The organism is Streptomyces sp. NPDC111507 (assembly GCF_055638955.1).
The window spans coordinates 110249-122910 of sequence record NZ_JBVKBU010000020.1; the positions used below are offsets into that span (position 1 = coordinate 110249).

The 12662-nt window shown below is 70.0% G+C and carries 9 protein-coding genes; 3 read left to right on the top strand and 6 right to left on the bottom strand.

Annotated features, from left to right (window positions below; genetic code table 11):
* Nucleotides 1–76 precede the first annotated feature (76 nt).
* From ACZ7M2_RS45400 to ACZ7M2_RS45410, 3 genes are all read left to right on the top strand, one after another.
* The gene (locus tag ACZ7M2_RS45400; RefSeq protein ID WP_471600315.1) at nt 77–2536 is read left to right on the top strand and encodes an MFS transporter; all 2460 of its coding nucleotides are present in this window, start codon (nt 77–79) and stop codon (nt 2534–2536) included.
* 107 nt (nt 2537–2643) lie between these two features.
* Entirely contained in the window at nt 2644–3465 is an 822-nt protein-coding gene (locus tag ACZ7M2_RS45405; RefSeq protein WP_471600267.1) for a YceI family protein, read from the top strand.
* 41 nt (nt 3466–3506) lie between these two features.
* Entirely contained in the window at nt 3507–3977 is a 471-nt protein-coding gene (locus ACZ7M2_RS45410) for a PPOX class F420-dependent oxidoreductase (RefSeq protein ID WP_403700401.1), read from the top strand.
* Nucleotides 3978–4010: 33 nt separating this feature from the next.
* Here the strand turns inward: ACZ7M2_RS45410 and ACZ7M2_RS45415 are convergent, their stop codons facing one another.
* From ACZ7M2_RS45415 to ACZ7M2_RS45440, 6 genes are all read right to left on the bottom strand, one after another.
* Nucleotides 4011–4784, bottom strand: a complete 774-nt coding sequence (locus ACZ7M2_RS45415; RefSeq protein WP_471600268.1) for a TetR/AcrR family transcriptional regulator — start codon at nt 4782–4784, stop codon at nt 4011–4013.
* Between the two features lie 51 nt (nt 4785–4835).
* Entirely contained in the window at nt 4836–6341 is a 1506-nt protein-coding gene (locus ACZ7M2_RS45420; RefSeq protein WP_471600269.1) for an MFS transporter, read from the bottom strand.
* A gap of 123 nt (nt 6342–6464) precedes the next feature.
* Nucleotides 6465–8732, bottom strand: coding sequence for an ArnT family glycosyltransferase (locus ACZ7M2_RS45425; RefSeq protein WP_471600270.1), 2268 nt, complete (start codon nt 8730–8732; stop codon nt 6465–6467).
* Nucleotides 8729–10282 carry a bifunctional glycosyltransferase family 2/GtrA family protein gene (locus ACZ7M2_RS45430; protein ID WP_471600271.1) on the bottom strand — a complete coding sequence of 518 codons (1554 nt, stop codon included), beginning with the start codon at nt 10280–10282 and terminating at the stop codon, nt 8729–8731. Before ACZ7M2_RS45430 ends, ACZ7M2_RS45425 begins: the two co-directional genes overlap by 4 nt.
* 14 nt (nt 10283–10296) lie before the next feature.
* On the bottom strand, nt 10297–11919 hold the full coding sequence (locus ACZ7M2_RS45435; RefSeq protein WP_403700390.1) for an ATP-binding protein: 1623 nt from the start codon (nt 11917–11919) through the stop codon (nt 10297–10299).
* Complete coding sequence (locus ACZ7M2_RS45440) at nt 11916–12656, bottom strand: response regulator transcription factor (protein WP_054235077.1); 741 nt, start codon at nt 12654–12656, stop codon at nt 11916–11918. Before ACZ7M2_RS45440 ends, ACZ7M2_RS45435 begins: the two co-directional genes overlap by 4 nt.
* Nucleotides 12657–12662: the final 6 nt, after the last annotated feature.

Consider the following 12662-nt stretch of genomic DNA (forward strand, 5'->3'; position numbering starts at 1 on the left):
GCCCATGGCAACGACCACACCAGCCGGTGTGCGGGCTCACGCCAAGCACGGAGGTGGACCCTCCGACGGCGCTCCGATGACACACCGCCAGATCATGGAGGCCCTCTCCGGGCTGCTGCTCGGTATGTTCGTCGCGATCCTGTCGTCGACGATCGTCACCAACGCACTCCCCGAAATCATCGGCGACCTGGGTGGCGGCCAGTCCGCCTACACCTGGGTCGTCACGGCCTCGCTGCTGGCCATGACCGCGACCACGCCTCTGTGGGGCAAGCTCTCCGACCTGTACAGCAAGAAGGCGCTCGTACAGATAGCCCTCGTCATATACGTGCTGGGATCGGCCGCCGCCGGTCTGTCCCAGAACCCCGGCATGCTCATCGCATGCCGTGTGGTCCAGGGCGTCGGCGTCGGCGGTCTGTCCGCCCTCGCCCAGATCGTCATGGCGGCGATGATCTCCCCGCGTGAGCGCGGGCGTTACTCCGGCTACCTCGGCGCGACCTTCGCTGTCGCAACGGTCGGCGGCCCGCTGCTCGGCGGTGTCATCACCGACACCTCGTGGCTCGGCTGGCGCTGGTGCTTCTACGTCGGCGTGCCGTTCGCGGTCATCGCGCTGATCGTGCTGCAGAAGACCCTGCACCTGCCCACCGTGAAGCGCGACGTGAAGGTCGACTGGGGCGGCGCGTTCTTCATCTCCGCCGCGGTCTCGCTGCTGCTGGTCTGGGTCACCTTCGCCGGTGACAAGTACGACTGGATATCGGGGCAGACGTACGCGATGGTCGGCGGCGCGATCGTCCTCGGCCTGCTGTTCGTGCTCGTCGAGTCCAAGGCGAGCGAGCCGATCATCCCGCTGCGGCTGTTCCGCAACCGCACCATCACCCTTTCCTCCCTCGCCTCGCTCTTCGTGGGCGTCGCGATGTTCACCGGCACCGTCTTCTTCAGCCAGTACTTCCAGCTGGCCCGGGACAAGTCCCCGACGATGTCGGGCGTCATGACCATCCCGATGATCGGCGGCCTGTTCATCGCCTCCACGGTCTCCGGCCAGGTCATCACCAAGACCGGCCGGTGGAAGTACTGGCTGGTCAGCGGCACCGTCCTGATCACCGCGGGCCTGGGCCTGCTGGGCACCATCCGCTACGACACGGCCTACTGGCACGTCGCGATCTTCATGGCGCTGCTCGGTCTCGGCGTCGGCATGACGATGCAGAACCTGGTGCTGTCCACGCAGAACCAGGTGGCCCCGTCCGACCTCGGCTCGGCCAGCTCCACGGTGACGTTCTTCCGCTCCCTCGGCGGTGCGATCGGCGTCTCCGCGCTCGGCGCGATCATGTCCACCCGGATCACCGACTACGTCAAGGACGGCCTGGCCGGCATCGACCCCAAGTACGCGGCCGCCGCGTCCGGCTCCGGCTCCGGCACCATCCCGAACATGGACGCGCTGCCCGCCCCGCTGCGCACCGTCCTGGAGAGCGCCTACGGTCACGGCATCGCGGACGTCTTCATGATCGGCTCCGCCCTGGCACTGCTCGCCTTCCTCATCGTCCTCTTCATCAAGGAGGTCCCGCTGCGGACCTCGGGCGCACTGGCCCAGGCCGCGGAGGCGAAGGCGGAGGCCACCGCGCCGGAGGCTTCGGCCGCCGCCGAGGCACCCGCCGCCGACGAGAGGATCCCGAGCTGGGCGGCCGTCGCCGAGACGAGCCTCGCGACAGGACCCGAGGGCACACAGCAGCTCGCCGCGGTCGCCACCGCCACACGGGAGAGCGCCCCGCTGCCCGCCTCCGGCGGCATCCCGGTCCGCGGTCACGTCCGCGGCGCCGAGAGCGCCCCCGTCCCGCAGGCCGCGGTCACGCTGATCTCGCTCGCGGGACGGCAGCTGGGCCGGTCGGTCGCGCAGGCCGACGGCTTCTACACGGTGGACGCGCCCGGCACGGGCTCGTACGTCCTGATCGCCTCCGCCGACGGCTTCCAGCCGCAGGCCTCGACGATCATCGTCAACGACGAGCCGGTGGCGTACGACATCCTGCTGAGCGGCACGAGCGGGCTGAGCGGATTCGTCCGGGCCGCCGGGACCGGCACCCCGGTCAAGGACGCCATGGTGATCGTGACCGATGTCCGCGGTGACGTGCTGGCCACCGGGACCACCGGTGAGCAGGGCCAGTTCACCTTCGCCGAACTGGTTCCGGGTCCGGTGACCATCGCGGTGAACGCGGCAGGCCACCGCCCGCAGGCCCTCACGGTCGAGGTCGGCGGCGCCGGGGTCACCCGGGTCGAGATCGAGCTCAGCGCGGGCGCCCAGCTCCAGGGCGTCGTACGGGCCCCCGGCGGCCCCCTGGGCGACGCCCGGGTCACGCTGGTCGACGCGGCCGGCAACGTGATCGGCACCGCCAGGACCGGCACGGACGGCGCGTACGCCTTCACCGACCTGGACGGTGGCGAGTACACCGTCATCGCGACGGGTTACCCCCCGGTGGCGACGGCTCTCACGGTCACCGGCCGTGGCGTCGACGACCACGACATCACCCTCGCCCACCCCGGCGAGTAGTCGATACCCCGGCCCGTGGGGACGCGCGCACTCTGAGCGGAGGTGCGCCCCCCCACGGGCCGGCTTCATTGCGACCAATTTTTAGTGCTTTGCAGGGAGAAAACGGGATGGGACTGACCGCACGGATTCGCACGCGGGACGGATGGGCCGTGTCGCACGCGGTCGTCACGGTGACCGACATGACCGGGACGCAGGTGCTGCGCGCCGAGGCGGACACCGAAGGAGCCGTGCACGACCAGACCCCCCTCACGCCCGGCGCGTACACCGTGATCGTGACCGCGGTCGGGTACGCGCCCGCCGCCTCCAGCGCGATCGTCACGGCGAGCGGCCGGGCCGAGATCGGCAACGTGACCCTCGCCCGCCAGGGCGGCAACGAACTGCCGCCGCCCGGGCCCTGGACCGTCGACCCGGCGCACTCCTCCGTCGGCGCCGTCGCGCAGCACCTGGGCATCTCCAGCGTGCACGGCCGCTTCACGGACTTCTCCGCGACGATCGAGATCGCCCCGGACGACGTGTCCAAGTCCCGCGTCGAGGCCGTGATCTCCGCGGCCTCGATCGACACCGGCAACGGCATGCGCGACGGCCACCTGAAGTCCCCCGACTTCCTCGACGTCGAGACGTACCCGCAGATCACCTACCGCTCGACCGGCCTGACCCCGGCCGGCTCCGACCGCTGGACCGTCCACGGGGAACTCACCATGCGCGGCATCGCCCGCCCGGTCGACCTGGACCTCGCCTACCTGGGTACGGGCGGGGACCCCTGGGGCGGCACGCGGGCCGCTTTCCGGGCGACGACCGAACTCCACCGCGAGGACTTCGCCATGAACTACAACCAGGTCATCCAGGCGGGCATCTCGGCGATCGGCACCACGCTGAAGGTGGAACTGGACGTCCAGGCGGTACAGGGAGTGCCCCTCCCGCAGGCGTGAGGTGAGCGCGCCTCCCCGGCGGGCGGCCTAGGCTGACTCACATGGCACCGAACATCGCTACGAACACCGCCGTGTCCCTGGACGAACTGCTCGACTTCGTACGCCCCCGCCACCGCGCCATCCTGCTGACCCGGAGGGCGGACGGCAGCCCCCAGGGCTCCCCCCTGACCTGCGGGGTCGACGACGCCGGGCGGATCGTCGTCTCGACCTACCCCGAACGCGCGAAGACCCGTAACGCCAAGCGGGACGAGCGGGTCAGCCTGATCGTGCTGAGCGACGAGTGGAACGGCCCCTGGGTCCAGATCGACGGCACGGCCGAGGTCGTCGACTCCCCCGAATCCGTCGAGCCGCTCGTCGAGTACTACCGGAACATCGCGGGCGAACACCCGGACTGGGACGAGTACCGGGAGGCCATGCGCAAGCAGGGCAAGTCGATCATCCGGGTCACGCCGGTGAAGTGGGGCCCGGTCGCGACAGGCGGCTTTCCGGCCCGACTGACACCCCAGGAGTAACCCAGGGACAGCCGAGGAGGAGCGGGACAGGCCCTAACCTCGGGCGACCATCGTCTCGATCCCCGCGATCAGGGTTTCCAGCGCGAACGTGAAGTCCCGCTCCCGCATCTCCTCGACCGTGTCACCGCCGCGGGCCTCCATGAGGTCCGCGGCGTTCTCGAAGTTGGCGGAGAACTGCGGCTGTTCGCCGATCGTGCTCATGGCCTGACGGAAGTACTCGTCCTGAGTCATCCCCGCCGAGGCGCAGCGCTGTACGAAGTGGCCCTCGATGGTGCCGAACCCGTACACGAACTGGAAGACCGCCGAGAGCGCGCCCATCTGGCCGTGCCGGGGCAGGCCGGTGTTGCGGATCACCTGCTGGACGCAGAGCGAGAAGGCCATGGAGTGCGGGCCGATGTTCAGGAACGTCCCGATCAGCGGGGACACCCAGGGGTGGCGGACCAGCAGCGCGCGGTAGCCGGTGGCGAGGGAGCGGAGCTGGTCGCGCCAGTCCTCTCCCGACTCCGCGTCGGGCAGATCCAGTTCACCGAAGACCGCGTCGAGGGCGAGTTCGAGCAGGTCGTCCTTGGTGTCGACGTACCAGTACACGGACATCGCGGTGACGTTCAGCTCGGCGGCCAGCCGGCGCATGGAGAACTTCGCCATTCCCTCGGCATCCAGCAGCCGTACGGTGACCTCGGTGATCCGGTCCCGGTCGAGCCCCGACGGCTGCCCGCCCCCGCGCGCCGCAGCGCCCCGGGGAGCCTTGCCCTCCAGCCAGACACTGGTCCGCGCCGGACGCTCGGCACGGTCGGCTGCCCTCACCATGGCGCACCTTCCTCGGAACTCGGAACTCGAAACTCTGATGCTAAGCGGGCGCTACGTCGATACCGCCACCGCGGAGTCTGCCCTCTCCGCACGTCGTAGCAACGCCGCGGCCAGCAGTCCACCGAGAAGGACGGCCACCGCGCCCACCAGTTGGCTGGTCTCCAGGCCCGACGAGAACGCGTCGGTGATCCGCCCGCGCTCCTCCCGCGAACCCGCCGAAGCCAGCGCCGCCGGAAGCGAGGCCGCCGCCACCGGAATCAGCGCCGCGAACCGGGAGTTGAGGATCGCCCCGAGCACCGCCACGCCGAGGCCGTTGCCGAACTCGGCGAGCGTGCCGTTGATGCCCGCGCCCACGCCCGCCTTCTCCGGCGGAATCGCGCTCATGATGGCGTGTGCCATGGCCGGGTTGGCCACGGCGGCGCCCGCGCCGATCAGCAACAGCCCGAGCAGCGTGCCGCCGTAACCGTGCGCGGCGAGCATGGCGATCGACACCAGCCCGGCCGACATCAGCGTCATGCCGAGCGCGATCGACACCGGAGTGCCGAGTCTCGCCGTCCACTTCGCCGAGAGGCCGGAGAAGTTCAGCGCCACGACCGCGAGCGCGAGCGGCGCCGTACGCAGTCCGGCTTCCAGGGGGCCGTATCCCAGGACGAATTGGAGGTGCTGGGTGAGGAGGAAGAGGGCCCCGCCCATGCCGAAGGTGATGAGGACGGCTCCGGCGACGGCTCCGGTGAAGCGCCGGTCGCGGAAGAAGTGCAGGTCGAGCATGGGGTACGGGATCCGGCTCTCCCAGTACGCGAAGGCGGCCAGCACCAGCACGGCGACCGCGTCCGTGGCCAGGACCCGGCCCGACGTCCAGCCGTGTTCGGGGCCGGAGATGATCGCGTACACGAGTGCGGTCATACCGATCGTGGAAAGCAGCGCTCCCAGGAGGTCGGGGCGGTCTCCGCGCGGACTCTTCGATTCCGGTACGAGGGCCACCACCGCGGCGAGGCCCAGGGCCACCACCGGCAGGTTGATCAGGAAGATCGCGCCCCACCAGAAGTGGTTCAGTATGAAGCCACCGAGGAGCGGTCCGGCCGCGAAGCCGAGGGCGTTGACGGCGCTCCAGATGCCGATGGCCTTCGGGTGCTCCGCGGGGGTGAAGACCTGCATGGCGACGGCGAGCGTGGTGGTCAGCAGGAGCGCGCCGCCGACGCCCATCCCGGCCCGTGCGGCGATCAACTGGCCCGTGGAGTCGGCGAGTCCGGCCACCACCGAGCCGATCCCGAAGAGGACGAGACCCGCGATCAGCATCTTCTTGCGGCCGTAGCGGTCGGCCGCGCTGCCCGCCGTGAGCAGCAGCCCGGACTGCACCAGCGAATAGGCGTTGATCATCCACTGGATGTCGGAGGTGGCCGCGCCCAGCTCCCGGGTGAGGGAGGGGATCGCGACGTTCAGGACGGTGTTGTCGAGCAGCACGGTCAGCTGGGCGAGGCAGATGACGCCGAGGATCAACCAGCGTTGGGGGTGACCTGGCGGCTGGTCCTCGGGGTGCCCTGGGGGAGTCGTCGACATGCTGTACACCGTAGAACAGTTCCCATACAGCGTACAACGCGGTTTTCCGGACGTACGAAAAGAGCGGTGGCCCGGAGCTGGATCGCTCCGGGCCGCCGCCCTGCGTACAGGACCTGCCGTCAGCTACTTGGCCGACTGCGTCAGGTCGTAGAAGGTGGCCGAACCGACCGTCACCTTCTTGAAGTTGGCCGTGACCCACGTGCTGATCTGGGAGGACGTGGAGGTGGTGGTGGAGGAAGAATTGCCGCCGCCCATGCTGCCGCCCGAGATGAAGTAGTGGATCTTGCCGTCCGTCACGTACTTCTTGAACTGGGCCAGTGTCGGGGACGGGTCGGTGCCGTTGAAGCCGCCGATCGCCATCACCGGCTTGCCGGTGGCGAGCTGGTAGCTCGCGGAGTTCTGGGAACCGATGGCCGCTGCCGCCCAGGTGTAGTCCTCCGCGTTCGTCTCCAGCAGCTTCTTGGCCGCGGAGCTGACGGTCGCGCCGTTGAGCAGACCGCCCACGCCGCCACCGCCCATGCCGCCCTCGCCCATCGCGCCACCGCCGGGCATGCCGCCCTGCTGGTTCTGGCCCTGGGTGGTGCCGTTGCCCTGCTGGTTCTGACCGGGGAAGCCGCCGGTGCCACCGGTGCCGCCCGTGCCGCCCGTCGGGGGCTGGCCCATGCCGCCGCCCTGCTGGGTGGTGCCGTTGCCGCCCTGCTGGTTCTGGCCCTGGGTGGTGCCGCCACCGGGGAAGCCGCCCCGCATGCCACCGCCGCCACCACCGCCACCGGGACCACCCCGGCCGCCCATCATGCTGGCGCCCGCAGGACCGGCCGTGACGATCGAACCGGTGTGCCCGGTGTTCACCGTGGACAGCGTGTACGCCGTCGGGCCCGCGACCGAGGCCACGAAGCTCAGTCCGACCGCCGCGAGGGCCAGTTGACGGCCCAGCCTGGCCGCGAAGATCAGGCCGAGCGCGCCGACCAGACCGCCGATGAGGACCAGCCACTTCAGCCAGGGAAGGTAGGTGGGGGTGCGGTTGAGGAGGACGTACCCCCAGGCGGCGGTCGCGGTGACCGCGCCGGCGAGGGTGAGCGAGGCCCAGACCTTGCTCCGCTCCTCCCACAGCACCGTCGCGCCCATGCCGACGACGGCCGCGATGTAGGGGGCCAGGGCCACCGTGTAGTACTGGTGGAAGATGCCGGCCATGTAGCTGAAGATGATCGCCGTCATCAGCAGCGCGCCACCCCAGGCGAGGAACGAGCTGCGCGTCAGGTCGGTCCGCCTGGCCTTGCGGGTGAGCACGATCCCCGCGACGAACAGGATCAGCGCGGCGGGCAGCAGCCATGCGATCTGGCTGCCGATCTCCGAGTTGAACATCCGGTTCCAGCCGGTCTCGCCCCACTGGCCGGTGCCACCACCGCCGCCACCACCGACGCTGCCGGTCTCGTCGCCGTTGATACGGCCGAGGCCGTTGTAGCCGAAGGTCAGCTCAAGGAAGGAGTTGTTCTGCGAGCCGCCGATGTACGGGCGGGAGGACGCGGGCCACAGCTCCACGATCGCCACCCACCAGCCGCCGGCGACGACCATCGCCACCGCCGAAAGACCCAGCTGGGCGAACCGCTTCCTGAGCTGCACCGGCGCGCAGACCGCGTACACGACCGCGAGCGGCGGCAGGATCAGGAAGGCCTGCAGGGTCTTCGCGAGGAACGCGAAGCCGACCGCGACACCCGCCCAGACCAGCCACTTCGTCCGGCCGTCCTCCAGAGCGCGGACCACGCAGTAGACCGTGACGGTCATCAGCAGCGCGAGCATCGCGTCCGGGTTGTTGAACCGGAACATCAGCGCGGCGACGGGAGTGAGCGCGAGCACCGCACCCGCGATCAGACCGGCCGCTGGGTTGAAGCGACGGCGCAGGGCCCCGTACAGGACGCCGACCGTGGCGACGCCCATCAGCACCTCGGGGACGAGGATCGCCCACGAGTTGAGACCGAAGATCCGTACCGACAGGGCCATCGGCCACAGGGAGGCCGGGGGCTTGTCGACGGTGATGGCGTTGGCCGAGTCGAGCGAGCCGAAGAAGAGGGCCTTCCAGCTCTGGCTGCCGGCCTGGACGGCAGCGGAGTAGAAGGAGTTGGCGTACCCGGAGGCGCTCAGGTTGTAGAGGTAGAGCAGGCCGGTGGCGACGAGCAGGGCGAGGAAGGCGGGGCGCACCCAGCGCGGGTCCTCGGGCCGGCCGCGCCAGACGCGGTGGAAGAACGGCTGCTTGGGCTCACCGGACCGGGGGGCCGCGGTGGGCGGCGCCACGGGCTCCTGCAGAGCCGTCGAGCTCGGCGGTCCCCAGGAGAGCTCGGCGCCCCCGGAGGGGCTCGCGCCCCCCTGATGGCTCGTATCGGACTGAGTCGTCATCGTGCGTCCCTCGTGTCCCTCGGGTCGTGATCGTGCGGGCGCACCGCTTGCAGCTGCATGGTTGCGTCCCCCCAGGTGCGGTCCGCGGCTTCACCGGCGCGGAACTCGTTGGTCTGGTTGTGGTCGTAGTGGATGTACGGAGCGTGGGGCGCCGTCGCGTTCGGGCGCTGGGGCAGCGGCGTGTGCGAGTGCTGCTGGTGCGGGAGCTGGTGCTGCTGGTGCGCCGCCGTCGTCGTGCCGTAGGTGGGCGAGGACGGATTGTGCGAGGCCGGGTTGTGCGAGGCGACGACGGTCGAGGTCGCCGTCTCGTCACGCCGGTCCGGGAAGACCCAGGCGCGGAAGAGCAGGAACCGCAGCACGGTCGCCGCGAGGTTGGCGGCGATGAGCACCGCGAGTTCGGTGGAGTGCGCCGGGCTGCTCGTCGCCGCGTTCAGGGCGGCGAGCGAGCCGCTGGTGAGGGCGAGGCCGATACCGAAGACGACCAGGCCCTGCGCCTGGTGGCGGACCGCGCTGCCGCGACCGCGGACGCCGAAGGTCAGACGGCGGTTGGCCGCGGTGTTGGCGACGGCCGACACGAGCAGGGCGAGCGCGTTGGCGATCTGCGAGCCCGAGAACGAGCGGAAGCCGCTGTACAGGAGCAGGTAGAAGAGGGTGGACAGGGCGCCCACCACGCAGAAGCCGACGAGCTGGCGGGCCAGGCCCTTGGGTACGTCGGTCAGGTCGCGGTCGCGCGGATCGTCCCCGAAGGGGCGCGCGAGCCGGTCGAGCGGGAGCGAACCGGTGGCGAGAGCGCGCCCCACGCGCCACACGCCCTTCAGGTCGTCGGTCGCGGTCTTCACGATGTGCACGGTCGAGTTCGGGTCGTCGACCCAGTCGACCGGCACCTCGTGGATGCGCAGTCCGGCGCGCTCGGCGAGCACCAGCATCTCGGTGTCGAAGAACCAGCCGGTGTCCTCGATCAGTGGCAGCAGTACCTGGGCGACATCGCGGCGGATCGCCTTGAAGCCGCACTGCGCGTCCGAGAAGCGGGCCTGCAGCGAGCCGCGCAGGATCAGGTTGTAGGTGCGGCTGATGAACTCCCGCTTGGCACCGCGCACCACGCGCGAGCTGCGGGCGAGCCGGGAGCCGATCGCGAGGTCCGAGTGGCCCGAGATCAGCGGGGCCACCAGCGGGAGGAGGGCGTTGAGGTCGGTGGACAGGTCCACGTCCATATAGGCGAGGATCGGAGCGTCCGAGGCCGACCACACGGTGCGCAGCGCGCGCCCGCGGCCCTTCTGCTCAAGCCGGAAGGACCTGACTTCCGGTATTTCCGACTCCAGCCGTGCGGCCACCTGAGGGGTGGTGTCCGTCGAGGCGTTGTCCGCGACCGTGATGCGGAACGCGTACGGGAAGGTGCGCTTGAGATGCTCGTGCAGTCTCACCACACACGGCTGGAGATCCTTCTCCTCGTTGTAAACGGGGATCACTACGTCCAGGACAGGCGTACCGGCGGACCCGGCCGGGAGGTGCTCCCGCGCCGGCAGGTTGCCGGGAGAAGAGTCGGTTCGCATACGAACGACTCTCGTCAAACGCCCTGTTGCACCCATGTGGTGGCGCTGTGCTGTGCCTGTGAGAACAGTTGCGCCTTTGTTTCCACGAACGGATCGACGGCGATCGCGGGCAAATGAAGGGTGAACACCGTCCGTCCGGGCATGCTGTCCACGGTGACGGCACCGCCGTGCGCGGCCGCGACGGCCTGCACGATGGCCAGTCCCAGGCCCGTCGAGCCGGAGGACCGGGAACGCGAGGAATCACCGCGTGCGAAGCGTTCGAAGACGCGCGGCAACAGGTCGGGCGGGATGCCGGGCCCGTCGTCCTGGACGTCCACGCACAGCCACGGTCCGTGCCGGTGCACGCGTGCGGTGACGGTCGTACCGGGCGGGGTGTGCGTTCTGGCGTTCGCGAAGAGATTGACCATGACCTGTTGCAGCCGTGCGGCGTCCGCGAGGACCAGCGCGGGCTCCTCCGGCAGTTCGAGCCGCCAGTTGTGGTCGCGTCCGGCCGCCCGGGCGTCGCTCACGGCGTCGATGACGAGCGGTACGAGGTCGGTCTGGTCGTACTGGAGCGGGCGTCCGGCGTCCAGCCGCGCGAGCAGCAGCAGGTCCTCGACGAGCAGGGTCATGCGCCCGGCCTCGGACTCGATCCGGCCGAGGGCGTGCCGGGTGTCGGGCCCGGTCTCCTCACGACCGCGTCTGGTCAGCTCGGCATAACCGCGGATCGACGCCAGCGGTGTACGCAGCTCATGACTCGCGTCCGCGACGAACTGCCGTACGCGCATCTCGCTCTGCTGGCGTGCGTGCAGGGCGCTGTGGATGTGGTCGAGCATGCGGTTGAGCGCGGCGCCGACCTGGCCGACCTCGGTGTGCGGGTCGGCCTCGGACTCCGGCACCCGCTCGTAGAGGGTGACCTCGCCGGTGTGCAGGGGAAGTTCGGAGACACGGGTGGCGGTGGAGGCGACCTTGCGCAGGGGGCGCAGGGCCAGCTCGACGAGGACGCTGCCTGCGATACCGGCGGCGATGAGACCGGCGGCGGTGACGCTGACTTCCACCCAGATGAGGGTGTTGATGGTGTTGGTGACGTCCGTGGTGGGGATGGCTACGTAGTAGTCACCCTTGGGGCCGCTCATGTACATGACGCGGTATTCGCCGAGTCCGGGCAGTTCCACGGTGTGCTTGCCGGTCTTCGCGACGGAACCCAGCGCCGCCTTCTGCGCGGCCGTGAGGTTCTTGGCGGTCATGCTCGCAAAGCCACCGCCGCTGGTGGTGTTCTCCTTCTTGATGACCGCCTTGGTGACCACGCCGTTCTTCACCACCGCGGCGACGGTGTTCTCCGCGTTCGGTCCTCGGGTGAGGAAGGTGAAGGGGTCGTTCGTGGTGTCGTCGAGGTTCCCGCCCGGAGGCGTATCGGTCGGGTTCCCGTTCCCGCCGCCCGGTTTCACCGGTCCTCCGCCGGCCGCCCGCATGGCGGTCTCCGCCACCTGGCCGTCCAGCTGGTCGTACAGATGCGAGCGCAGCGCGAACGTCGTCACCGTACCGATCACCGCACACACCACCGCGATCAGCGTCACCGCGGAGACGACGAGCCGCGTCCGCAGCGTGCGCGGCTGTCGTCCTCGCCCCTGCTTACGCGGCCGTCGTCGCCCGCTCATGACGCCGCGGGCTTGATCAGGTAACCGGCCCCACGCCTGGTGTGGATCATCGGCTCACGTCCGGCGTCGATCTTGCGGCGCAGGTACGAGATGTAGAGCTCGACGACGTTGGCCTGGCCACCGAAGTCGTACGACCACACGCGGTCGAGTATCTGTGCCTTGCTGAGTACACGCCGGGGATTACGCATGAGGAACCGCAGGAGTTCGAACTCGGTCGCGGTGAGGTGGATGTTCTCCCCGGCACGCGAAACCTCGTGGCTGTCCTCGTCGAGGGTGAGGTCGCCGACGACGAGCACGGAGTCGGAACGCCGGTCGGCGGCACCGGAACGGCGGATCAGTCCGCGCAGCCGGGCCACGACCTCCTCGAGGCTGAAGGGCTTGGTGACGTAGTCGTCGCCGCCGGCCGTCAGCCCCGCTATACGGTCCTCGACGGCGTCCTTGGCCGTGAGGAAGAGGACGGGCACGTCGGGCAGGTCGCGACGCAGGCGCCCCAGAACCGCGAGGCCGTCCATGTCCGGCAGCATCATGTCGAGGACAACGGCGTCGGGCCGGAACTCGCGCGCGGTCTGCACCGCACCCTGTCCGTCACCCGCACTGCGGATCTGCCAGCCTTCGTAGCGAAGGGCCATGGAGAGCAACTCGGTGATCGACAGCTCGTCGTCCACTACCAGCACTCGGACGGGGCTCCCGTCCGGCCTCAGCAGTTCGGTGCGCCCCTGGGGCGAGGTCGTGGTCATAGCGGA

Coding starts and splice junctions, on each gene's coding strand:
- ACZ7M2_RS45400 (WP_471600315.1), top strand. CDS start 77: ATGACACACCGCCAGATCATGGAGGCCCTCTCCGGGCTGCTGCTCGGT.
- ACZ7M2_RS45405 (WP_471600267.1), top strand. CDS start 2,644: ATGGGACTGACCGCACGGATTCGCACGCGGGACGGATGGGCCGTGTCG.
- ACZ7M2_RS45410 (WP_403700401.1), top strand. CDS start 3,507: ATGGCACCGAACATCGCTACGAACACCGCCGTGTCCCTGGACGAACTG.
- ACZ7M2_RS45415 (WP_471600268.1), bottom strand. CDS start 4,784: ATGGTGAGGGCAGCCGACCGTGCCGAGCGTCCGGCGCGGACCAGTGTC.
- ACZ7M2_RS45420 (WP_471600269.1), bottom strand. CDS start 6,341: ATGTCGACGACTCCCCCAGGGCACCCCGAGGACCAGCCGCCAGGTCAC.
- ACZ7M2_RS45425 (WP_471600270.1), bottom strand. CDS start 8,732: ATGACGACTCAGTCCGATACGAGCCATCAGGGGGGCGCGAGCCCCTCC.
- ACZ7M2_RS45430 (WP_471600271.1), bottom strand. CDS start 10,282: ATGCGAACCGACTCTTCTCCCGGCAACCTGCCGGCGCGGGAGCACCTC.
- ACZ7M2_RS45435 (WP_403700390.1), bottom strand. CDS start 11,919: ATGAGCGGGCGACGACGGCCGCGTAAGCAGGGGCGAGGACGACAGCCG.
- ACZ7M2_RS45440 (WP_054235077.1), bottom strand. CDS start 12,656: ATGACCACGACCTCGCCCCAGGGGCGCACCGAACTGCTGAGGCCGGAC.